Source organism: Streptomyces sp. NPDC047081 (assembly GCF_040643775.1).
Classification (GTDB): Bacteria; Actinomycetota; Actinomycetes; order Streptomycetales; family Streptomycetaceae; genus Streptomyces.
The window spans coordinates 142,544-166,805 of record NZ_JBEYUY010000025.1 but is presented as its reverse complement, the minus strand read 5'-3'; the positions used below and the strand labels follow the sequence as shown (position 1 = coordinate 166,805).

General features: G+C 70.9%; 17 protein-coding genes. 7 read left to right on the top strand and 10 right to left on the bottom strand.

Going from position 1 to position 24,262, the window contains the following annotated elements:
* Together ABZ848_RS36550 and ABZ848_RS36545 are read right to left on the bottom strand one after the other, a co-directional pair.
* Positions 1-751, bottom strand: a 751-nt coding sequence (locus tag ABZ848_RS36550) for a maltotransferase domain-containing protein (RefSeq protein WP_360838932.1), incomplete at its 3' end; no start/stop codon positions are given.
* A gap of 203 nt (positions 752-954) precedes the next feature.
* The gene (locus ABZ848_RS36545) at positions 955-2,157 is read right to left on the bottom strand and encodes a S8 family peptidase (RefSeq protein WP_360838930.1); all 1,203 of its coding nucleotides are present in this window, start codon (positions 2,155-2,157) and stop codon (positions 955-957) included.
* Between the two features lie 260 nt (positions 2,158-2,417).
* On the opposite strand from ABZ848_RS36545, the gene ABZ848_RS36540 reads away from it, so the two are divergent.
* A complete protein-coding gene (locus ABZ848_RS36540; protein WP_360838928.1) occupies positions 2,418-5,036 on the top strand; it encodes a glycosyltransferase family 1 protein in 2,619 nt (872 codons plus the stop codon).
* A 24-nt stretch (positions 5,037-5,060) separates the two neighbouring features.
* Here ABZ848_RS36540 and ABZ848_RS36535 read toward each other — a convergent pair whose 3' ends face one another.
* From ABZ848_RS36535 to ABZ848_RS36525, 3 genes are all read right to left on the bottom strand, one after another.
* Positions 5,061-5,579, bottom strand: coding sequence for a DUF1990 domain-containing protein (locus ABZ848_RS36535; RefSeq protein WP_360838926.1), 519 nt, complete (start codon positions 5,577-5,579; stop codon positions 5,061-5,063).
* Positions 5,580-5,648: 69 nt separating this feature from the next.
* On the bottom strand, positions 5,649-7,313 hold the full coding sequence (locus ABZ848_RS36530; protein WP_360838925.1) for a M4 family metallopeptidase: 1,665 nt from the start codon (positions 7,311-7,313) through the stop codon (positions 5,649-5,651).
* Between the two features lie 317 nt (positions 7,314-7,630).
* The gene (locus tag ABZ848_RS36525) at positions 7,631-9,649 is read right to left on the bottom strand and encodes a M4 family metallopeptidase (protein WP_360838923.1); all 2,019 of its coding nucleotides are present in this window, start codon (positions 9,647-9,649) and stop codon (positions 7,631-7,633) included.
* A 345-nt stretch (positions 9,650-9,994) separates the two neighbouring features.
* On the opposite strand from ABZ848_RS36525, the gene ABZ848_RS36520 reads away from it, so the two are divergent.
* Positions 9,995-11,425, top strand: a complete 1,431-nt coding sequence (locus ABZ848_RS36520) for an ammonium transporter (RefSeq protein ID WP_360838922.1) — start codon at positions 9,995-9,997, stop codon at positions 11,423-11,425.
* 21 nt (positions 11,426-11,446) lie between these two features.
* Positions 11,447-11,782 (top strand): P-II family nitrogen regulator, encoded by a 336-nt coding sequence (locus tag ABZ848_RS36515; RefSeq protein ID WP_360838944.1) that lies wholly within the window; start codon positions 11,447-11,449, stop codon positions 11,780-11,782.
* 24 nt (positions 11,783-11,806) lie between these two features.
* On the opposite strand, the gene ABZ848_RS36510 is transcribed toward ABZ848_RS36515, so the two are convergent.
* From ABZ848_RS36510 to ABZ848_RS36495, 4 genes are read right to left on the bottom strand one after another with little or no spacing between them, the layout of a single operon-like run.
* On the bottom strand, positions 11,807-13,576 hold the full coding sequence (locus ABZ848_RS36510) for an ABC transporter ATP-binding protein (protein ID WP_360838921.1): 1,770 nt from the start codon (positions 13,574-13,576) through the stop codon (positions 11,807-11,809).
* Positions 13,573-15,369, bottom strand: coding sequence for an ABC transporter ATP-binding protein (locus ABZ848_RS36505; protein ID WP_360838919.1), 1,797 nt, complete (start codon positions 15,367-15,369; stop codon positions 13,573-13,575). The genes ABZ848_RS36510 and ABZ848_RS36505 overlap by 4 nt, the downstream gene beginning before the upstream one ends.
* 22 nt (positions 15,370-15,391) lie before the next feature.
* Complete coding sequence (locus tag ABZ848_RS36500) at positions 15,392-17,251, bottom strand: ABC transporter ATP-binding protein (protein ID WP_360838917.1); 1,860 nt, start codon at positions 17,249-17,251, stop codon at positions 15,392-15,394.
* Positions 17,248-19,074 carry an ABC transporter ATP-binding protein gene (locus tag ABZ848_RS36495; protein ID WP_360838916.1) on the bottom strand — a complete coding sequence of 609 codons (1,827 nt, stop codon included), beginning with the start codon at positions 19,072-19,074 and terminating at the stop codon, positions 17,248-17,250. Before ABZ848_RS36495 ends, ABZ848_RS36500 begins: the two co-directional genes overlap by 4 nt.
* Positions 19,075-19,257: 183 nt before the next feature.
* Between ABZ848_RS36495 and ABZ848_RS36490 the strand changes: the two genes are divergently transcribed.
* From ABZ848_RS36490 to ABZ848_RS36475, 4 genes are read left to right on the top strand one after another with little or no spacing between them, the layout of a single operon-like run.
* Positions 19,258-20,163 (top strand): ABC transporter ATP-binding protein, encoded by a 906-nt coding sequence (locus ABZ848_RS36490; protein WP_360838914.1) that lies wholly within the window; start codon positions 19,258-19,260, stop codon positions 20,161-20,163.
* On the top strand, positions 20,160-20,894 hold the full coding sequence (locus ABZ848_RS36485) for an ABC transporter permease (RefSeq protein WP_360838912.1): 735 nt from the start codon (positions 20,160-20,162) through the stop codon (positions 20,892-20,894). The genes ABZ848_RS36490 and ABZ848_RS36485 overlap by 4 nt, the downstream gene beginning before the upstream one ends.
* A gap of 25 nt (positions 20,895-20,919) precedes the next feature.
* Entirely contained in the window at positions 20,920-22,188 is a 1,269-nt protein-coding gene (locus ABZ848_RS36480; RefSeq protein WP_360838911.1) for a sensor histidine kinase, read from the top strand.
* Positions 22,178-22,825: a response regulator transcription factor gene (locus ABZ848_RS36475; protein WP_360838910.1), complete on the top strand. Its 648-nt coding sequence runs from the start codon at positions 22,178-22,180 to the stop codon at positions 22,823-22,825. The genes ABZ848_RS36480 and ABZ848_RS36475 overlap by 11 nt, the downstream gene beginning before the upstream one ends.
* Here the strand turns inward: ABZ848_RS36475 and ABZ848_RS36470 are convergent.
* Positions 22,822-24,231 carry a sulfatase-like hydrolase/transferase gene (locus ABZ848_RS36470; protein WP_360838908.1) on the bottom strand — a complete coding sequence of 470 codons (1,410 nt, stop codon included), beginning with the start codon at positions 24,229-24,231 and terminating at the stop codon, positions 22,822-22,824. The two genes, ABZ848_RS36475 and ABZ848_RS36470, sit on opposite strands and share 4 nt — an antisense overlap.
* Positions 24,232-24,262: the final 31 nt, after the last annotated feature.

Below are 24,262 nucleotides of genomic sequence, written 5' to 3'. Positions count from 1 at the left end.
CGATCGCGGGCAGGCGGCGGGCGGCGGTGCGGAAGGTGCCGTGCGGCTGCTCGGGGGTGCCCTCGGAGCGGGGGAAGAACTCGTACCAGGACCCGAACAGCGCCCGCTCCCGCTCGACCAGGAGGGGGAGGGTGTCGGAGGCGGTGACGAACTCCCGCAGCGGATGCGCGGCCAGGACCGCGTCCACCTCCGGGGTCAACGCCGCCGCGAGGCGGGAGGCGGCGGGGCGGGCCTCGTCGCGGAGGGCGTCCACGGCGCTCAGTACTATGTCACATGGCACTGGCGGGATCCCCTCGGCCGCCCGTTCGTACAGCCGCGCCCCCTCCTCCAGCACCAGCTCCGTGTCCATCCCCGCGGGGATCTTGATCTGGGCGTGGTGGCGCCAGGTGGTGATCGGGTCGCCCCAGGCCTCGACGGTGTACGTCCAGTGGCCGGGGTCGCCGGCGGTGACGGTGGCGCCCCAGCGGTCGGTGCCGGGGGCCAGCTCGCGCATCGGCGTCCAGGGGCCCGGACTGCCGTCGGGACCGGTCAGGACGACATTGGCGGCGACCGCGTCATGGCCCTCGCGGAAGACCGTGGCCGAGATCTCGAAGGACTCGCCGGTGACGGCCTTGGCGGGCCTGCGGCCGTGCTGGACGACCGGGCGGACGTCGAGGACGGGTATGCGCCCGATGCCGGCGGTGGCCTGGGGCGTGAAGGGCGGTTCGGTACGGGGTGTCGGGGGTGCCGACGAGTGGTGCGTGGCGGGCATGACCGCTCCTGTCCGCGTCAACGTGGGTGGGCGGATGGTTATGGGGAGGGGGTCCTGCGTGGGGTCTATCGTGCAACGTACCGGAGGAGCCTTCCCACCCTTTTCGGGTGAGCATTCCGGAACTTTGTTAACTACTCACGCGTATGTCTACACACAAGACCGGCCCCGTTCGTGAACGAACGGGGCCGTCTCGGACCTGCTTGTTACGACGGCGGTACCTGGAGCAGTTCGTCCGGCGAGCCGAGGCCGCGGCCGGAGACCTTTCCGGACACCGCCAGCTTGACCAGCGCCTTGGCGACCTGGGCCGGCGTGGCCGTCGGATGGTCGGCCAGATAGAGCGCGGCCGTGCCCGTGACGTGCGGTGTCGCCATCGACGTACCGGAGAAGGTGGCCTTTCCGGTGTCGCTCGCGTACGAGGCGGAGGTGATCGAGACTCCCGGGGCGAACAGGTCGACGGCCGAGCCGAAGTTGGAGAAGCTCGCCCGTGCGTCCGTCCTGTCGGTCGCGCCGACCGTGATCGCCTCCCGTACGTCCGCCGGGGAGTAGAGCGCGGCGGGCAGGCCGTCGTTCCCGGCGGCGACGGCGTAGGTGACGCCGGACGCGATCGAGTTGCGTACGGCGGTGTCGAGCTGGGCGTTGTGGTAGCCGCCCAGGCTGAGGTTGGCGACCGCTGGCTTCCTCGCGTGCTTGGTCACCCAGTCGATGCCCGCGATGACCTGGGCCGTCGTACCGGAGCCGTCGTTGTCCAGGACCCGGACGGCGACGACCTTGGCCTTCTTGGCCACGCCGTACTTCGTGCCGACGATCGTGCCGGCGACGTGGGTGCCGTGGCCGTTGCCGTCGGAGGCGGTCTTGTCGTTTCCGACGAAGTCCCAGCCGTAGCTCGCGCGGCCGCCGAAGTCCTTGTGGCTGATCCGGATGCCGGTGTCGATGACGTACGCGGTCACCCCGGCGCCCGCCGACTCGGGCCAGGTGTAGCTCTTGTCCAGCGGCAGGCCCTGCTGGTCGATCCGGTCCAGGCCCCAGGACGGCGGGTTCTTCTGCGTGTGGTCGAGGCTCACGCGGGTGTCCTGGACGACCGAGGCGACCTGTGAGTCCGCGGCGAGCCGCTTCGCCTGTCTCTCGTCGGCCCTGATCGAGTAGCCGTTGAGGACCGTGCCGTAGGTGTGGCTTATTTTCGCCCCGTATTTCTCGGCTATGCCCTTACCGGCGGCCGACGGAGCCTTCGCACCCCCCTTGAGTGTCACCAGGTAACTTCCGCCGACGGAACCGGGCTCACCGGCGCCGAGTATCCGCCCCTCCGGTACGGCGTGCGCGGGCAGGGTGGTGGCCGACAGCGTGGCGGCGCAGGCCACCGCGGTCAGTCCCGCTGCCCAGCGCAGACGCCGCGTTCGCGTCCGCGTCATGGTCGAGTTCCCCTCCCTTTGACTCCATTCGGCAGCGTCTCGTGCGGTGTGAAGCGCCACAAGGGGGCCTACGGGGGCGGAATCGGCCATGTCGGCCATGGGGGATCCGTGAAGGTTGCGGCGAGTTCCGGACTCTGTACGAGTGTGCGGTGCCGTTCGACGTGCCGTGGTTACGAGGGGCCTGTCCCCGATACCGTCGGAGATGACGACGGGACGCACACCGCGGTGCGTCCTCTTCCGCACGCCTGACGAGGTGGCAAGTGAAGGCTATCCGTCGCTTTACCGTCCGACCCGTCCTGCCAGAACCCCTCCTGCCGCTCAGCAACCTGGCCCGCAACCTGCGCTGGTCCTGGCACACGGAGACCCGCGACCTGTTCCAGTCCGTCGACCCCGAGCGCTGGGCCGCCTCGGACGGAGATCCCGTACGGCTCCTGGGCAGTGTGTCGCCGGCACGGCTGGCAGAACTCGCCGAGGACCGCCGCTTCCTGCGCCGGCTCACGGAGGTCGCGGACGATCTCCACGACTACGTCACCGGCGACCGCTGGTACCAGGCCCAGCCCGGTGAACTCCCCGCCGCCGTCGCCTACTTCTCGCCCGAGTTCGGCATCACGGCCGCCCTGCCGCAGTACTCCGGCGGCCTCGGCATCCTGGCCGGCGACCATCTCAAGTCCGCCAGCGACCTGGGCGTCCCGCTGATCGGGGTCGGCCTGCTCTACCGGCACGGCTACTTCCGCCAGTCCCTGTCCCGGGACGGCTGGCAGCAGGAGCACTACCCGGTCCTCGACCCCAACGAGCTGCCGGTGGCGCTGCTCAAGGAGTCCGACGGCACCCCCGCCCGCGTCTCCCTCGCCCTCCCCGGCGGCAAACAGCTGCACGCCCGTATCTGGCTCGCCCAGGTCGGCCGCGTCCCGCTGCTGATGCTCGACTCCGATGTCGAGGAGAACGACGTCGGCGAACGCGGGGTGACCGACCGGCTCTACGGCGGCGGCAGCGAGCACCGGCTGCTGCAGGAGATGCTGCTCGGCATAGGGGGCGTGCGCGCGGTGCGGACGTACTGCCGGCTGACCGGTCACCCGGCGCCGGAGGTCTTCCACACCAACGAGGGCCATGCCGGCTTCCTCGGCCTGGAGCGCATCGCCGAACTCTGCGCCGAGGGGCTGGACTTCGACTCCGCGCTGGAAGCGGTGCGCGCGGGGACCGTGTTCACCACGCACACCCCCGTCCCGGCCGGCATCGACCGCTTCGACCGCGAGCTCGTCGCCCACCACTTCGGCCCCGAGGCCGAACTCCCGCGCATCGACGTCGAACGCGTCCTGCGGCTCGGCATGGAGACCTACCCCGGCGGCGAACCCAACCTCTTCAACATGGCCGTGATGGGCCTGCGCCTGGGCCAACGCGCCAACGGTGTCTCGCTGTTGCACGGGCAGGTCAGCCGGGAGATGTTCTCCGGGCTCTGGCCCGGGTTCGACCCGGACGAGGTGCCGATCACCTCCGTCACCAACGGCGTCCACGCCCCCACCTGGGTCGCCCCCGAGGTCTTCCGGCTCGGCGCACGGCAGATCGGCGCCCAGCGCACCGAGGACGCGATGACCGTCGGCGGCTCCGACCGCTGGGACGCCGTCGGCGACATCCCCGACCAGGACATCTGGGAGCTGCGCCGCAGCCTGCGCGAGCAGCTCGTCGACGAGGTGCGCGAGCGGCTGCGCGCCTCCTGGCGGCAACGCGGGGCGGGCACCGCCGAGTTGGGCTGGATCGACGGGGTCCTCGACCCGGACGTCCTCACCATCGGATTCGCGCGGCGCGTCCCCTCGTACAAACGCCTGACGCTGATGCTGCGCGACCGCGACCGGCTGATGGACCTGCTGCTGCACCCCGAGCGGCCGATCCAGATCGTCGTCGCCGGCAAGGCGCATCCGGCGGACGACGGGGGCAAACGGCTCGTGCAGGAGCTGGTGCGGTTCGCGGACGATCCGCGGGTGCGGCACCGGATCGTCTTCCTGCCCGACTACGGCATGGCGATGGCGCAGAAGCTCTACCCCGGCTGCGACATCTGGCTGAACAACCCGCTGCGCCCGCTGGAGGCCTGCGGCACGTCCGGCATGAAGGCGGCGCTCAACGGCTGCCTCAACCTCTCGGTCCTGGACGGCTGGTGGGACGAGTGGTTCCAGCCCGACTTCGGCTGGGCGATCCCCACCGCCGACGGCATGGGCACCGACCCCGACCGCCGGGACGCCATAGAGGCCGACGCCCTCTACGACCTCCTCGAACAGCGGGTCGCGCCCCGCTTCTACGAGCGCGGACAGCACGGGCTGCCCGACCGCTGGATCGCGATGGTCCGCCAGACGCTGACCCACCTCGGCCCGAAGGTGCTGGCCGGCCGCATGGTCCGCGAGTACGTGGAGCGCCTCTACACGCCGGCCGCGCACGCCCACCGCGCGATGGACCCCGACTCCGCGCGTGAACTCGCCGCCTGGAAGGGGCGGGTACGGGCCGCGTGGCACGGGGTGACCGTCGACCACGTGGAGACCTCGGCCGCCACGGCCACCGCGGAGCTCGGCACGACGCTCGGGCTGCGGGTGCGGGTGGGCCTCGGCGAACTGAGCCCGGACGACGTGGAGGTGCAGGTCGTCTCCGGCCGCGTGGACCCGGAGGACCACATCGCGGACGCGACGACCGTGCCGCTGAAACCGGCGGGCGGCGCGGACCCGGAGGGCCGCTGGGTGTACGAGGGCCCGCTCTCCCTGGAGCGCACGGGACCCTACGGCTACACGGTCCGCATCCTCCCCGACCACCGACTCCTCGCGTCCGGCGCGGAGTTGGGCCTGGTGGCGGTCCCTTCGGAGGAGGCCGCGGAGGGGGCGGGGGTGCTGTTCCGGTGAAATCGAAAACCGAGTGAGTGAGCTCTAGAACTCCGACACGGGGGCGCACAGCCTCTGCAGGACCTTGCCGCAGCGCCGCGCGTACGCGTTCTGCAGCCCCCGTGTCGCCGGGCCGCCGGCCCTCGCGTACCACTTGGCCGCGCGGCTGAAGGCGGTCACGGTCAGCCAGACCGTGCCGTCGCCGGTGCGTTCCACAACGAAGGACTCCTCGCCGCACTCCGGGTGTCCGGTCAGCGTGCCGTACGCCCAGCCGGCGCGGCGGGGTTCGTCGACCGTGTAGACGACACGGCACGGGGCCTTGATCATGCCGGCGAGGGTGACGGTTACGTCGACGTCCTCGGCGGCCCGGTCCGCGCTCGCGTCGACGCCCACGCCCAGCTCCCGGTGCATCTCCCAGGTCAGCACCGCCTCGGCCGCTCTGCGGAAGGCCTTCTCGCCCTCGCCGATGCGCGTGCGCACGTCGAGGGCGTGGAAGCCCGGTGGGCAGAACCCGGGCTCGCGGGTCGCGCCGACGTCGTCGTACGTGAAGTCCTCCATGCGCATGGGACACAAGAGTAGGGCGGCACCCGGGAATGCCTTCGTCCCGGGTGCCGCCCGCCAACCCCCCTCGGGCTAGCTGACGTTCACGGCCGTCCAGGCCGCCTTGACCGCCGCGTACTCGGTGCTGGTGGAGCCGTACAGGGCCGCGGCGGCGCTCAGGGTGCCGGTGCGGGCGCCCGAGTACTTGGTGGTGGAGGTGAAGTACTCGGTCAGCGCCTTGTACCAGATCTGCAGCGCCTTGGCGCGGCCGATGCCGGTGACCGTGGAGCCGTTGTACGTCGGCGAGTTGTAGGTCACGCCGTTGATCGTCTTCGAACCGCTGCCCTCCGAGAGGAGGTAGAAGAAGTGGTTCGCGACGCCGGACGAGTAGTGGACGTCCAGGTTGCCGACGGAGGAGGACCAGTAGTCCGCCGAGCCGCCGTCCTTGCTGGGCTTGTCCATGTAGCGCAGCGGGGTGCCGTCGCCGTTGATGTCGATCTTCTCGCCGATGAGGTAGTCACCCGGGTCGGACGCGTTGGCCGCGTAGAACTCCACGCCGGTGCCGAAGATGTCCGAGGTGGCCTCGTTGAGGCCGCCGGACTCACCGCTGTAGTTCAGGCCCGCGGTGTTGGCGGTGACGCCGTGGCTCATCTCGTGACCGGCCACGTCCAGCGAGGTCAGCGGGTGCGTGTTGGACTCGCCGTCGCCGTAGGTCATGCAGAAGCAGTCGTCGTCCCAGAAGGCGTTGACGTACGAGCTGCCGTAGTGGACGCGGGAGTAGGCGCCGACACCGTCGTTCTTGATGCCGGAGCGGCCGAAGGTGGCCTTGTAGAAGTCCCAGGTCTCCTGCGCGCCGTAGGCGGCGTCGGCGGCGGCGGTCTGGTCCGTGGTGGAGCTGGACGCGGCACCGGTGCCCCACGTGTTGTCGGCGTCGGTGAACAGCGTGCCCGTGCCGGAGGACGTGGTGTGCTTCAGGTTGTAGGTCTTGTGACCGCCGCGGGTGGTGTCGTACAGCTGGTACGTCGAACCCGACAGGGTGGTGGTCAGGCTGACCGTGCCCGAGTACAGCGTCTTGCCGGTACCGGTCGCGTTCTCGATGGCCTGGTACTCGTAGAGCTTCTTGCCGGTCGCGGCGTCGGTGATGACGTGCAGCGCGTTCGGGGTGCCGTCGTCCTGGAGGCCGCCGACGACGGTCTCGATGGCGAGGACGGGCGTGCCCGAGCCGGCCCAGATGACCTTGCGGGCCTTGTCCGCGGCGGTCTTGTCCGAGCCCGCGGCCTTGGCGGCGGTCAGCGCCTGCTTCTCCGCCTTGGCGGTGGTGATGGCCGGCTTCAGCGAGGCCACCTTGATGGCCGCCTTCGTCGCCTTGGTGACGCTCGCGGTCCTGCCGTCCTTCGTCGCGACGACCAGGTCGCCGCCGAGGACCGGCAGGCCCGCGTAGGTGCGCTCGTAGCGGGTGTGCACCGTGCCGTCGGCGTCCTTGACGACGTCCTTGACGACCAGCTTCTCCTTGGTGCCGAGGCCTATGTTCTGGGCGGTCTCGGCGGCGCCGGCCTCGGCCTTCTGGATGAGCGAGACACGGGAGGCGTTCGAGAGCGCGGCGGCCGCGGCGGCCGGCCGGGCACTGGCCGTGTCCGCCTGGGTCGGGGCGGCGGAGGCCACACCGGTGGTCAGACCGGTGGTGAGCAGGGCTCCGGCGGCGACAGCGGTCGCGATGGCCAGAGTCGAGCGCTTGTGACGCGCGTAGAGGGGGGTCACACAAGCTCCTTGTGGTGGGGGAGTCCTGGCCCGGAGTGGGGCTGCCGGGCAAGGGGTTGCTGTGAAGTTGTGCGGCGGTTGTGAGGAAGAGTGACATCAAGGCGCGTACATGTCAGGACCCTCAAGTGATGTTGGCCGAAAAACGACCCCAGGGTGAACATTGCTGGAATGTAAACCGGGTTGACCTGGGTAAAGCCGCAATCATCGGTGCGTAAGAGGGTGGCAAAAAGAGGGCGCCGCCCCGGGGAGTCGAACCACCGGGACGGCGCCTTGAACCGGGGCCGAGGGGCCGCTTGGGACCACTCGCGGCCTGCGGTCTACGGGAAGGTCAGCTTCCAGCTGTTGATCGTGCCGACGTCCTGTGCGGCCTGGTCCTGCACCCGCAGCTTCCAGGTGCCATTGGCCGATTCGGACGAGGCGTTCACCGTGTAGGTGTCCGTCACGTTGTCCGCCGAGTCGGAGGAGCTGAAGTTCTTCAGGCGGTACGCGGTGCCCGACGGACCGATCAGATCGATGACCAGGTCACCGCGCCAGGTGTGGGTGATGTTCGGCGTCACCTGCAAGTTGGAGGGTGCGTTTCCGGTCCGGCCGGAGACGGTGATCGACGAGGTCACCTGGGGCCCGTTGTCCGGGATCGACACGGGCGTGGTGCTCTCGTACGACGTCCCGGTGCCGCCGCCCCCGCCGGAGCGCGCTCCGACCGCGACGCCCGCCCACGCGTCCTGCACCGCCTTGTACTCGGCGGAGGTGGTGCCGTACAGCTCACCGGCCGCCGCGAGGGTGCCGGTGCGGGCGCCCGCGTAGTTGGTGGTGGAGGTGAACTTCGTGGTCAGCGCGCGGTACCAGATCTGCAGCGCCTTGTCGCGGCCGATGCCGGTGACCGGAAGCCCGTCCGCGGTGGGCGAGTTGTAGCTGACGCCGTTGATGACCTTGGCGCCGCTGCCCTCGCTCAGCAGGTAGAAGAAGTGGTTCGCGGGACCCGACGAGTAGTGCACGTCGATCGACCCGATGCCGGAGTACCAGCTGTCCTTGGACGAGCCGTCCTTGCTGGGCTTGTCCATGTAGCGCAGCGGGGTGCCGTCGCCGTTGATGTCGATCTTCTCGCCGATGAGGTAGTCACCCGGGTCGGACGAGTTGGCCGCGTAGAACTCCACACCCGTGCCGAAGATGTCGGAGGTCGCCTCGTTCAACCCGCCCGACTCACCGCTGTAGTTGAGGCCGGCGGTGTTGCTGGTCACGCCGTGGCTCATCTCGTGGCCCGCCACGTCCAGCGAGGTCAGCGGGTCCGCGTTGCCGGAGCCGTCGCCGTACGTCATGCAGAAGCAGCTGTCGTCCCAGAAGGCGTTCACGTACGAGTTGCCGTAGTGGACGCGGGAGTAGGCGCCGACGCCGTTGTTCTTGATGCCCGAGCGGCCGAAGGTGTTCTTGTAGAAGTCCCAGGTGACCGCGGCGCCGTAGTGGGCGTCCGCGCCCGCGGTGGCCGCGTTCGACGTGGTGCCGTTGCCCCAGGTGTTGCTGGTCTGCGAGAACAGCGTCCCGGTGCCGGACGTGCCGTGGTTCAGGTTGTACGTCTTGTGGTTGCCGCGGTCCCCGTCGGTCAGGTTGTAGTTCGAGCCCGACTGGGTCGTCGTCAGCGAGACCGTGCCGCTGTACTGGGTGTTGCCGGTACCGGTGGCGTTCTCGACGGCCTGGAACTCGTAGAGCTTCTTGCCGGTGGTCGCGTCCGAGACGACGTGCAGCTGGTTCGGCGTGCTGTCGTCCTGGAAGCCGCCGATGACCGTCTCGTAGGCGAGGACCGGCTTGCCGGTGGCGGCCCAGATCACCTTGCGGGCGCTGTCGGCGGACGCCTTGGTCCCGCCGAGGGCCTTGGCGCGGGTCACGGCCTGCTGCTCGGCGGCGGCCTTCGTGATGTCCGGGGTGACGTCCGAGACCTTGAGGGCGGCGTTCGTCGCCTTGATGACGCCCTTGGTGGCGCCCGACTTGGCGGTGTCGACGACCAGGTCGCCGCCGAGCACCGGCAGGCCCGCGTACGTGCGCTCGTAGCGGGTGTGCAGCGTGCCGTCGGCGTCCTTGACGACGTCACGGGCGACCAGCTTCTCCTTGGCGCCGAGACCGATGTCCCTGGCGGTGGCCGCCTTCGCCGCGTCGGCGTCGCGTATCAGCTCGGCGCGCTGGGACGGGGTGAGCTTCACGGCCGCGTGGGCCTTGGACGTGGAGGGTGCCTGGGCCGGGGCGGCGGACGCGGCGCCCGCCTGGACGGCCGCGGCGAGCAGCGCGGTGACGCCGGCGACGGCGACGATGTGGGAGGTGCGTCTGCGAGAGGAACTGCTTCTCAACACTGACTCCTTCTGCGTGGCCGCGGGTTGTGCGGCCAGGGGAGATCCGGACGGTGGGTCGACCGTCCGGGCAGAACCGGGGTGGAGCTGTGGGGTTGCTGTGTTGAAGCTGTGGGAAGGGTGGCAGGAGATTTGCGCCCTGTCAGGAGCGCGTCAGGAACTTGGCCGGAAATGGTTCGTTGTCCGGTTGTTCATGTTCGTTATGCGGACCCGCTGTTGGATCGTGAGCGGAAATTTGCCGCGCTGACATGCCCCCGGAACTGAGGCGCAACAGATCCGGCAGGATCCTGCCGTCCAACCGGCGGTCGCCGGACCGCCGCTCCCACGAGGGGAGTTGACGGTGCAGTGATCCCCTATCCCTCATGGCTCGACGCCGGCGACAACGCCTGGCAACTCGTCGCGGCCACGCTCGTCGGGCTGATGAGCATCCCCGGTATCGCGATCCTCTACGGCGGCCTGGTCCAGCGCAAGTGGGTCGTGAACACCATGTTCATGGCCTTCACGGGCTTCTCGCTGGTCCTGGTCGGCTGGGTGCTCTGGGAGTTCAAGATGGGGTTCGGCGAGCCCCTCAACTCCCACTGGCCCGGCATCCTCGGCGCCTTCGTCGGCCGCCCCGGCACCATCGTCGGATCGGCGAGCGAGCAGCAGCAGGCGTACATCCCGCTCGTCAACGGCAACGCCCTGATGCCGAGTTTCCGTTTCTCCCAGTCCACGCTGGCGTACTTCCACTTCGCGTTCGCGGCGATCACGCCGCTCCTGTTCATGGGCAGCGTCATCGGCCGCATGAACATCCGCGCCTGGCTGCTCTTCGTCCCCCTGTGGTCGACCCTCGTCTACACCGTCAACGCCTTCCTCCTGTGGGGCGGCGGCTGGTGGGCGGGCAAGGGCGCGCTCGACTACTCCGGCGGTTACGTCATCCACCTCGCCGCCGGCACTTCGGGGTTCGTGGCCGCGGCGGTGATCGGCCCGCGCCTGGCCCGCGACCGCGCCCACGGCGTCCCCAACAACCTCCCCATGGTCGCCGTCGGCGCGGGCATCCTCTGGCTCGGCTGGAACGGCTTCAACGGCGGCGACATGTACTTCGGCGGCCACAACGCCGCCGCCGCGGTCCTCAACACCAACCTCTGTACGGCGGTCGCGCTGCTGACGTGGGTGGTGTGGGACATGGCGGTGGGCCCGCAGCGCAAGCCGACCTTCCTCGGCGCGATCAACGGCATGATCGTCGGGCTGGTGGCCATCACCCCCGCGGCCGGCTTCGTCACCGGCATCGGCGCGATCTACATCGGCGTCATCGCGTCGTCGATCGTCTGGCTGGCCTGGAACTACCTGTCGAAGGTGAAGCCGTTCTCGAAGGTCGACGACGCGCTGGGCGTGGTGTACACCCACGGCATCGCGGGCCTCGCCGGCGGCATGCTGGTCGGCGTCTTCGCCGACCCGGCCATGGCGGTGTACCTCAACAAGGACGGCTCCACCGCCTGGTCCACCAGCGGCTGGCTGTACGGCAACCTCGACCAGCTGTGGAAGCAGGCGGGCGCGGCCGGCACCGTCATCGTCTACGACGCGGTGATGACCTTCCTGATCCTCAAGGGGCTCGGCCTGTTCGTGAAACTCCGGGCGCCCGACGCGGCGCTGGAGAGCGGCGACCTCGCGGTGCACGACGAGGAGGCGTACCCGGCGGAGTCCGCGGTGGCGTCCGCCGCGGAACCGGTTTCGGTGGCCGCGGCTCCGATCGCCCCGCAGCCGCAGAAGGAGACGGCGGAACCGGACTCCGGCTGAGGAGGGGAAGCTGAGGGCGTGGTGAAGCTCGTCACCGCGGTCCTCCCCCCGCACCGCGTCCCCGACGTCATGAAGGCGCTGCAGTCCTTCGGGGTGCGCGGAGTGACCGTGACAGAGGTACGGGCCTATGAGCCCAGGACCGTACGGGTGGAGATCTACCGGGGCAGCGAGTACCGGGTGAACCTCGCGCCCCAGCTCCGCCTCGACATCCTCACCCTCGACTTCGACGCCGCCGACCTGGTCCGCGTCATCCGTGCCGCGGGCACCCGCGGCACGGGCGGCGGCACGGTGTGGGTGACACCGGTGGAGGAGGTGGTGCGCATCAGGACGCGGGAGCGGGGGCCGGACGCGGTGTGAGACGGGCAGGCTCCCAAACAGGGCCTAGGTCCGTTCGCCGTGCCAGGTGTGCCACAGCGCCGCGTACGCCCCCTCCGCCGCCACCAGCTCCTCGTGCGTGCCGAGTTCGGTCAGTTCGCCGTCCTCCATCACGGCCACCCGGTCCGCGTCGTGCGCAGTGTGCAGGCGGTGCGCGATCGCGATGACGGTACGGCCCTCCAGTACGGCGGCCAGGGCGCGCTCGGTGTGCCGGGCCGTGGTCGGGTCGAGCAACGCCGTGGCCTCGTCGAGGATCAGCGTGTGCGGGTCGGCCAGCACGACCCGGGCGAGGGCGAGTTGCTGGGCCTGCGAGCCGTCCGTACGGCGGCCACCCTCGCCCAGCGCCGTGTCGAGGCCGTCGGGCAGCTCCCGTACCCACTCGTCGGCGCCGACCGCGGTGAGCGCCGCCCACAACTCCTCGTCCGTGGCGGCCGGTTCGGCGATGAGGAGGTTCTGCCGGACCGTGCCGAGGAACACGTGGTGCTCCTGCGTGACCAGCACGACCTGGCGGCGCAGCTGCTCGGGGCCGAGGCCGACGACGGGCACACCGCCGACGGTCACCGTGCCCTCGGTCGGCGCGTCGACGCCCGCGAGGAGCCGGCTGAGCGTGGTCTTCCCGGCGCCGGACGGGCCCACGACCGCGAGCCGCTCCCCGGGCCGCACGGTCAGGTCCACCCCGCGCAGCACCTCGCCGCCGCGGTCGTAGGCGTACCGCACACCGGTCACGTCGATACGGTCGTCGGCGGGCACGGGGGAGTCGCCGTCGGGCGTGCTCCTCGGAGCGGCGGCCAGCCCCTCCACCCGAGCGAACGAGGCGCTGCTGCTCTGGAGTTGCTCGACCCGCATCAGGATCTGGTCCAGCGGCTCGGTGAACTGCCGCAGATACAGCGCTGCCGCGACGACGTCACCCACGCCGACCGCGCCGCGCGCGTGCAGGACACCGCCGACCAGGAGCACACCGGCCACCGGGACGGTGTACGACACCTCGACCGCCGGGAAGAACACCGAGCGCAGGAACAGCGTGTACAGGCGCGTCCGCTTCGACTTGTCCAGCGCGTCCCGGCTCGCCGCGATCCGCCGTTCCTGGAGCCGGAACGCCTCCACCGTGCGGGCCCCCGACGCCGTCGCCGCGAGGATCTCGGCGACCTCGGAGGTGGCCGCGCCCTCGGCGAGATAGCCGTCCCGGGCGCGGCGCAGATACCAGCGCAGCGCGAACCAGATCGGGGTCAGGCCGAGGACGCCGAAGAGGCCGAGCACGGGGTCGATGACGAAGACGGCGCCCATCACGAACAGCGCCTGCACACCGCTGACGAGGAGTTCGGGGCCGACGTCGCGGAGCGTGTAGCCGACGGTGCTGACGTCGGCGGTGCCGCGGGCCGTCAGGTCGCCGGCGCCGGCCCGCTCCACGACGGATGCGGGCAGGGCGAGGGCGCGGTCGACGAACTCCTCGCGGACCCGGGCGAGGGTGCGTTCGCCGAAGCGGTGGCCGACGTAGCGGGCCCAGCGGGCGAGGAGGAGCTGGGCGGCGGAGCAGACGAGGATGCCGAGCGTGAGACGGTCGACGGCGTCCACTCCGTGGCCGGCCCGCACCTCGTCGACGATCCTGCCGAGCAGCCACGGGCCGCCGAGGCCGGCCGCGGCGGCGAGGGCGTTGAGGATCAGGGCGGCGGTGAAGGCCCGGCCGTCGGCTCGCATCAGGCGGACCGTGGCCCGTCGTACGAGGGCGGGGTCCGCGACGGGGAGATGGCCTGTGGCGGGGAGATGGCCCGTTGTCACCGTACGACCTCCTCGTCGGCGTCCCGGGCCACCAGCGCCCGGTATCCGGGCTGGTCCGCCAGCAGCCGACGGTGGGGGCCGGCCGCCGCGAGTTTGCCGTCGACCAGGTACAGCACGGTGTCGACGCGGTCCAGGACCAGGGGGGATGTCGTGGCCACGAGTGTTGTGCGGCCTTCGCGTGCGATGCGCAGCCGCTGTGCGACGGTGGCCTCTGTGTGGGCGTCCAGTGCCGACGTCGGTTCCACGGCCAGGAGGACTTCCGGGTCGGTGAGGAGGGCTCGGGCCAGGCGGATGCGTTGGCGTTGGCCGCCGGAGAGGTTGCGGGCCTCTGCGTCTATCGGTGAGTGGATTCCGTCGGGGAGTGCTTGGACGATGTCCTCGGCTGCGGCTGCGTGGATTGATTGCGCCAGAGGGGTTGCCTCGGGTTGTTGTGTGGCGTGTGCGGGTGCGTTGTGGCTTGTCGCGCCCCGCGGCGGAGCCGCAAATAGATACAGCCCCGCGCCCCATTGGGGCGCTCCACTGGCGCCTATTACTTCGTGCAAGGGGCCTGCGAACAGCGCTGCCTCGTTGTCGGCCACCAGGATGCGGGCTCGTAGTTCTGCCAGCGGGATCGCGTCCAGTCGGGTTCCGCCCCAGGTCGCCGTCGACGGTGTGTAGCGGCCCAGGCGGTCGATGACCTCGGCCGCTTCCCCGGGGCGGGCGCTCACCAGGGCTGTCAGGCGGCCCGGTAGGACTCGTACGTCCGACGTCGGGTCGTGGAGGGTGGACGGTTCCGCGGGGGCCGGGGTCGTGCCTTCGTCCGGTTCCGGTTCCAGGTGGAGGAGGCGTACGACCCTTCGGGCCGCCACCACGCCCCTGTTGAGGTCGTACGTCATCTGGATGAAGAACGCCACCGGGCCCACCAGGACCGACGCGTAGCCGTAGACCGCCACCAACTCGCCGATGCTGATGGTGCCTTGGGCGGTCAGGCGGGCCGCCAGCCAGGTCACCACCGCCAGGAACAGGGTGGGGAGGCCGACGCCGAGGGCCTGCATCCAGCTGGCCACCGCGCCCACCCGGTAGCCCTGGCGGCGGAGGCGCTGGGAGTCCTGGCGGAACGCGTCCGCGAACAGGCCTTTGCCGCCCAGGCCGTTGAGGACGCGGAGGCCGCCCGCCAGGTCGCCGATGCGGGCCGTCAGAATGCCCTGGCGCTGCCGGTACTCGGACTCGGCGCTCTGGAGGCGGACGGTCAGCGGGCCCGCGCACAGGACGATCACCGGTATGCCGAGGAGGACCACCGCCGCGAGCTGCGTCGAGATGTCGAGGAGGAGGCCCGCGACGAAGGCGTAGACGACCACCGCGCCGGCGCCGGGGCCGACCACCGTCAGGGCCTGGGAGATCGTCTGGACGTCGCCCACGCCGATCGTCACCACCTCACCCGCGCCGGCCCGGCGGGACAGGGCCGCGCCCAGGCGCACCGCGTGGCCGACCACCACCTTGACCGTGCGGAGGTTGGCGTCGAGGCGGACCCGGGTCATCGTGCGGTGGCGCATGATGCTCAGCCACGCGTTGACCGCCCCGACCGCGAACAGCACCACGGTCCACCAGGCGAGCGTGCCCAGGTGACCGGGCACCAGACCGTCGTCGATCGCCCGGGACATCAGGTACGGCGCCGCCGCCATCAGCACCATCCACACGCTGGCCAGCAGCGCCCCGGCGGTACATCGGCCGAGCTGGCGGCGGACCAGCCACCACAGGTAGTGCCAACCGCCGCGGCGGTCGGGCGTGCCCGGATCCTCGTACGCGTCGATCATGTGCCCCCGTCCCGTTCCGTCGTTATGCCAGGCTGTCCCGCCACGCCCGGTGCAGATCCGCGAACCGCCCGGTGCCCGCGACGAGTTCGGCGGGGCTGCCGTCCTCCACGATCCGCCCGTGCTCCATCACCAGCACCCGGTCGGCGATCTCCACCGTGGACAGACGGTGGGCGATGACCACGGCGGTACGGCCGCGCAGGACTGTCAACATCGCCCGCTGCACGGCCCGTTCGCCCGGAATGTCGAGCGAGCTGGTCGCCTCGTCGAGGATGAGGACCGCCGGGTCGGCCAGCAACGCCCGTGCGAAGGCGACGAGTTGGCGCTGGCCCGCGGAGATACGGCCGCCTCGCTTGCGTACGTCCGTGTCGTACCCGTCCGGCAGCGCGCTGATGAACTCGTGCGCGCCGATCGCCTTCGCCGCCTGCTCGATCTCCTCGCGGGTGGCGTCCGGGCGGCCGATGGCGATGTTCTCGGCGACCGTGCCGGAGAACAGGAACGCCTCCTGCGTCACCATCACCACCCCGCGCCGCAGTTCGGGCACGGCCAGCTCGCGCAGGTCCACGCCGTCCAGCAGGACCCGGCCGTCCGTCGGGTCGTAGAAGCGGGCCAGCAGCTTGGCCAGGGTCGACTTGCCGGCCCCGGTCGTGCCGACCACCGCGACCGTCTGCCCGGCCGGGAGGGTGAGGTCGAAGCGGGGCAGCACCTCGCCGCCGGTGCGGTAGCCGAAGCGGACGCCGTCGAAGACGACCTCGCGGCCCGGGTGATCGCCCTCAAGTGCCGGGAGTTGCACGGGAGTCGACGGTTCCGGCACGGACGGCGTCTGCGCGAGCAGCCCGGCGATCTTCTCCAGGGAGGCCGCCGCCGACTGGTACGCGTTCAGGAACATGCCGAGCCGGTCGATGGGGTCGTACAGGCGTCGGAGGTAGAGGACCGCGGCGGCGAGCACGCCGAGTTCCAGTGAGCCGCCGGCCACCCGGTAGGCGCCCCACAGCACGATCAGCGCGACGGCCGTGTTGGCGACCAGCCGGGAGCCGACGACATAGCGGGCCATCTCCAGGAGCGCGTCGCCGTTCGTCCGCTCGTGCCGGCGGTTGAGCACGCGGAACTCGGCGTCGTTCACGGCCTCGCGGCGGAAGGCGCGGACCGGGCGGATGCCGTTCATCGTCTCGACGAACTTCACGATCACGGCCGCGATCGCGGTGGAGCGGACCCGGTACACCCGGACAGCGCGCCGCTGGTAGAGCCGTACCAGCAGATACAGCGGGACGAAGGACGCGACGGCGACCGCCCCGAGGCCCAGGTCCAGCCAGAGCAGCATCGCCGAGATGTAGACGAAGGACAGGATGACGGTGACGAGTTCCTGAAGGCCTTCGTTGAGGAGCTCGCGCAGGGACTCCACGTCCGTGGTGGAGCGGGAGATCAGACGGCCGCTCGTGTACCGCTCGTGGAAGTCGATGCTGAGTGCCTGCGCGTGGCGGAAGATACGGCCGCGCAGGTCGAGCAGCACGTCCTGGCTGACGCCGACGGAAGCCAGCACGAACGCGTACTGGAGGCCGCCGGAGACCAGCGCGCACAGGAGATAGCCGACGGCCACCGCGATCAGCGGGCCGTGGTCGTGGTTGCGGAACGCCGGTACGGCGTTGTCGATCGCGTACGCCACGAGGAGCGGGCCCGCCTGGACCGCGGCCTGCTGGAGCAGCAGGAGGAGGGTGGTGAGGGCGACGCGGGCCTTGAGGGGGGTGAGGAGCGAGCGCAGGAGGCCTGCGGTGGCGCCGGGGGGAGTGGGCAGGACGTCCTTGTCGAAGGGGTCCGCCGAGTCCTTCGGGAGGGGGAGGTCCGGGTCGTCGTCGGCCGTGGGTGCGGATGTGGTGGGGGCCGTCATCGGTCGTCCTCCGCTTCCCCGGTGCCGGACATGAGGTGGGCGTACTCGGCGTTCGTGCGCAGGAGTTCGTGGTGGGTGCCGACGGCGGTGATGCGGCCGCCGGAGAGGAGGGCCACGCGGTCGGCGAGGAGGACGGTGGAGGGGCGGTGCGCGACGATGAGCGCCGTGGTGTCCGCGAGTACGTCGCGCAGGGCTGCTTCCACGGCTGCCTCGGTGTGGACGTCCAGGGCGGACAACGGGTCGTCCAGCACGAGGAACTGCGGCTTTCCTACGACGGCTCGTGCGAGCGCGAGGCGTTGGCGCTGGCCGCCGGAGAGACTGAGGCCCTGTTCGCCCACCTGGGTGTCGGTGCCGCTGGGGAGGGCGTGGGCGAATTCGGCCTGGGCGACGGAGAGGGCGCGGTTGAGGTCTGCCGCGCCTGCTGTGTCGTCGGCGCCCATGAGGACGTTTTCGCCGACGCTGGCTGAGAAGAGGGTTGGCTCTTCGAAGGCGACGGCCACTTTTGAGCGCAGCTGCTCGCGGGACATGGCGGTGATGTCCTCGCCGTCGAGTGTGATGCGGCCGGATGTGAGCTCGTGGAGGCGGGGGACGAGGGCGGTGAGGGTGGTTTTGCCGCTGCCTGTGGCTCCTACGAGGGCCATGGATTCGCCTGGGCGGATGTGGAGGTCTACGCCGTTGAGGACTGGTGGGGAGTCTTTGGGGGCGTCGGGGTAGCGGAAACGGACGTTTTGGAACTGGAGGCCTTCGTTGTCGGGTGCGGGTGCGTGGGGGCTTGTCGCGCCCCGCGGCGGAGCCGCAGATCGACACAGCCCCGCGCCCCTGGAGTCCGCCTCCGGCGGGACATCCATCACCTCGAAGTACCGTTCCGTGGCAGTCGCCGCCTCCTGGCTCATCGCCAGCAGGAAGCCGATGGAATCGACCGGCCACCTCAGTGCGAGTGCCGTCGACAGGAAGGCCACCAGGGTTCCTGCGGACAAGTCGCCGTCGGCGACCTGCATCGTGCCCAGTACCAGCGCCGCTCCGATCGCCAGCTCCGGGAGCGTCACGATGACGGCCCAGATCGTTGCCAGCAGGCCGGCCTTGCGGAGTTCCGTTCCCCGCAGGGTCCCCGAGAGGGTGCGGAATGCCCTTGCCTGGCTGCGGTGGCGGCCGAAGCCCTTGATGATGCGGATGCCGAGGACGCTCTCCTCCACGACCGTCGTGAGGTCGCCGACCTGGTCCTGGGCCAGGCGCGCCACGTGGGCGTAGCGCTTCTCGAAGATCACGCAGGTGATCATCACGGGGACGGCGGGGATCAGGATCACCAGGCCCAGGGTCCAGTCCTGGAGCAGCATGATGGTCACGCCGACCAGGATTGTCACGCCGTTGACCAGCAGGAAGGTCAGCGGGAAGGCCAGGAACTGGCGTAGCAGCATCAGGTCCGTCGTGCCGCGGGAGAGCAACTGGCCCGAGGCCCAGCGGTCGTGGAAGGCCACCGGGAGGCGCTGGAGGTGGCGGTAGAGGTCCGCCCGCATCTCCGCCTCCACGTGCGACAGCGGGCGTGCCACCAGCCAGCGGCGGAGGCCGAAGAGCAGGGCCTCGGTGATTCCCAGGAGCAGGAGGTAGAGGGCTCCCAGCCATACGCCCGCCGGGTCGCGGTCCGCCACCGGGCCGTCCACCATCCACTTCAGGACGAGCGGGATGACCAGGCCCACGCAGGAGGCGACCACGGCCACGGACCCGGCGGTGAACAGCCGGGTCCGGACGGGCCGGACGTAAGGCCACAGGCGCAGCAGGGTTCGTACGGCTGATCGTTCCTTGGTGGTTGCACGTGTCGTGGGCATCAGCAGTGAGCCTACGGATCGGCACTGACAACGCCCAGCGAGTTTTGGCCGGACCCGCATCGGCCGTCGGACCTACGACCTGCGCGTTCGAGGGGTCGTACGCCCGCATCAACCGATCGGTTGATGCCGTCTCGAGCGCGACGGGCGATGTGGCGGTGCGCTGCTTCTCGGGACTCTGATGCCATGCCTGTCATCGAAGTCACCGAACTGCGCAAGTCCTACGGCGGCCGGGCCGTCGTCGACGGTGTCTCCTTCGGCGTGGAGGAGGGGGAGATCTTCGGGATCCTCGGGCCGAACGGCGCCGGCAAGACCACCACCGTCGAGTGCGTCGAGGGGCTCAGGGTCCCCGACGGCGGCCGGGTGCGCGTCACCGGCCTCGACCCCGTGGCCGACCACGCGCGCGTGGCCCGCGTGCTGGGCGCCCAGCTCCAGGAGAGCGAGCTGCAGCCCAAGCTCACCGTCCGGGAGGCGCTGGAGATGTACGCCTCCTTCTATCCGAGTCCGCTCGACTGGGCGCCGCTCGCCGAGCGCCTGGGCCTCACGGCCAAGCTGACCACCCGGTTCGGCAAGCTCTCCGGCGGTCAGAAGCAGCGCCTTTTCATCGCGCTGGCGTTGATCGGCAACCCCCGGGTCGTCGTCCTCGACGAGCTCACCACCGGCCTCGACCCGCGGGCCCGCCGGGACGCCTGGGAGCTCATCGAGGACGTGCGGGCGGGTGGTGTGACGGTTCTGCTGGTCACCCACTTCATGGAGGAGGCGCAGCGGTTGTGCGACCGGATCGCCGTGATCGACAAGGGGCGGGTGGCCGCGCTGGACACCCCGGCCGGGCTGATCCGGCGTTCGGCGGGCGCGACCGTCATCAGCTTCACGCCGTCCGCGCCGCTGGACGACCGTGACCTGAACGCGCTGCCCGACCTCGCCTCGGTCGAGCACAAGGACGGCCGCGTCACGCTCTCCGGCACCGACGCGACGGTCAACGCCGTCATCACCCTGCTCGCCCGCCACCGCGTCACCGCCCACCAGCTGCGGGTCGTGGACGCCACCCTCGACGACGCGTTCCTGGACCTCACCAAGGAGGCAGTGTCATGAGCACCGCCGTACTGCGGACCGAGGTCCGCCTCTTCCGCCGCGAACCCGGCGCCATCTTCTGGATCCTGCTCTTCCCGACCCTGCTCCTGGTGATCCTCGGCTCCATCCCGGGCTTCCGGGAGCACCAGGCCGACCTCGGCGGGCTGCGCACCATCGACGTCTACGTCCCGGTCGCCGTACTGCTCGGCATGATCGTCGGCGGTCTGCAGTCGATGCCGCAGACCCTCACCGGCTACCGCGAGCGCGGCATCCTGCGCCGCATGGCCACCACCCCGGTCCGCCCGCGCGCCCTGCTCTCCGCGCAGATGGCGGTGTACGGCGGCTCGGCCCTGGCGTCGGCCCTGCTCGCGCTCGCCGTCGGGCGGCTCGCCTTCGACGTACGACTGCCCGGGCAGCCCTTCGGATACGGCCTCGCGCTCGTCCTCGCCGTCCTGGTCGCCCTCGCTCTCGGATCGGTGGTGTCGGCCCTGTCCCGTACGACGAAGATCGCGGGCGCGATCGGGTCCGCGGTGTTCTTCCCGTCGATGTTCTGCGCGGGCGTGTGGCTGCCGGTGCAGTCCATGCCGCACCTGATGGGCCGGATCGTCGGGTACACGCCCTTCGGCGCGGCGGCCGAGGCGCTCAACAGGGCGGCGGCCGGGCACTGGCCGGGCTGGTCCCACCTGGGGGTGCTGGTGGTGTGGATCCTGCTGCTGACCGGTGCGGCCGGCCGCTGGTTCCGCTGGGAGTAGGCGGCCCGTCGTGCAGACTGGGGACATGACCGCGGTGGACACACAGATCGAGCGGCGCTGGGAGCAGTTCCACACCTGGGGGCCGTACGTGCTGCTCGGCACCGGTCTCGGTCCCGCGCTCGCCATGGCCGACCCCGAGGCCCACCCGGCCAAGTGGTACACGGGCTGGGCCCTGGTCGGTGCCGCGGTCGCACTCCAACTGCTGTGGCACGGCTACCGGGTCCGCCGGCCCGACCGGGGTCGGACGCCGTCCCGGGCCGGGACGGCGTACTACGTCGTCCGGTGGGCCATCGCCTTCGCGCTCACCTGGCTGAACCCGTTCTTCGCGTTCTACGCCGCCAGCGGCTACATGGACGCCGACGAGACGATCCCGGGCAGCAGGTGGCAGCGGCTCGGCCTGTTCGCGAGCGCGATCACGGTGGCCGCGGCGCAGACCGGCGGGATGCCGTTCACCAGCGGGCTCCAGTGGGTGGTGTTCGCCGCGCTCCTCGCCTTCAACTCCGGCCTCCAGATGGTGGTCGCCCACCTCACCACACAGGAGACCCAGCGCTCCCACGAGCGCAAGGAGACGATCGCGGAACTCGAACGCACCAACGCCGCCCTGCAGCAGGCCCTCGACGAGAACGCCGCCCTGCACGCCCAACTCCTCGTCCAGGCGAGGGAGGCCGGGGTCGCCGACGAGCGTCGGCGCCTCGCCGCCGAGATCCACGACACGATCGCCCAGGGCCTGACCGGCATCATCGCCCAGCTCCAGGTCGTCGCGAACACGCCCGACCGGGAGCAGGCCCGCGAGCACATGGGCCGCGCCATGGACCTCGCCCGGCACAGCCTGGGCGAGGCCCGCCGCTCCGTGCACAACCTCGCGCCGGTCGCCCTGGAGAACGACGGACTGCCCGAGGCCCTGAAGAAGACGGTCGCCGAATGGGGCGAACGGACCGGCGTACGCGCCGAGTTCACCGTCACCGGCACCACCGAGCAGCTCCACGAGGAGGTCTCGGCGACCCTCCTGCGCATCGTCCAGGAGGCCCTCTCCAACGCCGCCCGCCACGCCCGTCCCACCCGCGTCGGCGTCACCCTGTCCTACCTGGGCGACGAGGTCATCCTCGACATCCGCGACGACGGCGCCGGCTTCGCTCCCCTGGCCCTCCCGGCCCGCTCCCGCTCAGGCGGCTTCGGCCTCGACGGCATGCGCGCGCGAGCCGAGCGCATCGCCGGAACGTTCACCGTGGAGTCCGAGCCGGGTCACGGCACGGCCCTGTCGGCTCGCGTACCGTTGGTCCGCCATGACCAGTGACTCGCCGTACCAGAAGACGATCTCCCTGCTCATCGTCGACGACCATCCCGTCGTACGCGACGGCCTGCGCGGCATGTTCGAGTCCGCGCCCGGCTTCACCGTCCTCGGCGAGGCGTCGAACGGCGTCGAGGCCGTCGCCCGGGCCGCCGAACTCGACCCCGATGTGATCCTCATGGACCTGCGCATGCCGGGCGGCGGGGGAGTGGACGCCATCCGCGAGCTGACCCGGCGCTCCGCCCGCGCGAAGGTGCTCGTCCTGACGACGTACGACACCGACTCCGACACGCTGCCCGCGATCGAGGCGGGCGCGACCGGCTATCTGCTGAAGGACGCCCCGCGCGACGAGCTGTTCACGGCGGTCCGCGCGGCGGCCGACGGCCGTACGGTGCTGTCCCCGGCGGTCGCCTCCCGCCTGGTCTCCGCGGTCCGCGCCCCCGGCAACGAGCCGCTGTCCACGCGCGAGCGCGAGGTGCTGGCCCTGGTCGCCAAGGGCACGTCCAACCGGGAGATCGCCCGCGAGCTGTTCATCAGCGAGGCGACCGTGAAGACCCATCTCACCCACCTGTACGCCAAGTTGGGCGTCAGCGACCGCGCGGCGGCGGTCGCCACGGCGTACCAGCGGGGGATCCTCGGCTAGCTCGGGTACGGCAGGAGCGTGGCGGCCGTCTTCTCCCAGGCGGCCTTCAGCTCGGCCAGCAACTCCGGCTCGTCCGGGGCGAGATCGGCCTGTTCGCGCAGGTCCGCGCCGAGGTCGTAGAGATGGTCCTTGCCTGCCGAATCCTGGTAGTACTTCCAACTGCCGCGCCGCAGCGCCCGGTTGGCCCGCACCCGCCAGAACAGGTCGCGCTCCGGGAGCTGTTCGCCCCGCAGCAGATAGCCCGCGAGGCTGGTGCCGTCCAGGGGGTACGCCGGGTCGGGGCGGGCACCCGCCACCTCCAGCAGGGTCGCCGTCCAGTCCGGGGTGAACAGGGGCTCGTGGCTGACCTGGTGGCCGTCGATCCGGGCCGGCCAGCGCACGATCGTCGGCACCCGGATGCCGCCCTCCTGCAGCACGAACTTCTCGCCGCTCAGCGGCCACAGGTACGACCAGCGCTCCCCGCCGTTGTCGCTGGCGAACACGACGAGGGTGTTCTCCTCCTGCCCGGACCGGCGCAGCGCGGCGAGCACCTCGCCGACCGCCGCGTCGAGGCTCTCCACCATCTCGGTGTACTTGGCGACGGAACCGCCGTCGTAGTGGTTGAGCGCGTTGCTGATGTCGGCCTGCGTCTTCGCGGCCCGGATCTTCGCGGCGATCTCGGCGCCGGTCTCCTCGTCGCCCTCGGCGAGCCAAGGCCAGTGCGGGGTGGTGAAGTTGAGGTTCAGCAGCCAGGGCGAGCCGTGCTCGCGGCTCACGTACTCCACGGCCCGCTCGGTCAGCACCTGGGTGTAGTACCGCAGGTCCTTGTACTCGGCGTCGCCCTCGTACAGGTCGTAGTCGCCCAGCTGCCCCAGCTTGGAGAAGTACTCCAGCACACCCCCGTGGTTGCCGAAGAACTCGTCCCAGCCGGACTTGGTGGGGCTGTAGTCGGGGAGCCAGCCGCAGTGCCACTTGCCGATGAGCGCGGTCGAGTACCCCACCTTCTTCAGCAGCGAGGCGAGGGTGGGGTGGTTCGGGTCGAGTCCCTGCGTCCTGTTCGCGATCGGCTCGGCCAGCCCGCCCGGCGTCCGGCCCGGATACCGCCCGGTGTACAGGCTGAACCGCGTCGGCGAGCAGGTCGCCGACCCCGAGTACGCGTCGGTGAACCGCACCCCCTGCCGGGCCAGCCGGTCCAGGTTCGGCGTCTTGATGTGCGGCGCCCCGTAGGACGACAGATCGGCCCAGCCGAGGTCGTCACCGAGGATGACCAGGAAGTTGGGCCGCTTGCCGGACCCGGAGCCGGGGCGGGCGGCGAACGGGCGCTCGGCGCTTTCGGCGGCCTGCGCGGCAGTGGCCGTACCGGCGACGGCCGTCACCGCACCGCCGCCGACGAGACCACCGAAGGCACGGCGGGAGATCTGAGGCATGCGAACGAGTGTGATCAGCGGGTCGGTGTAA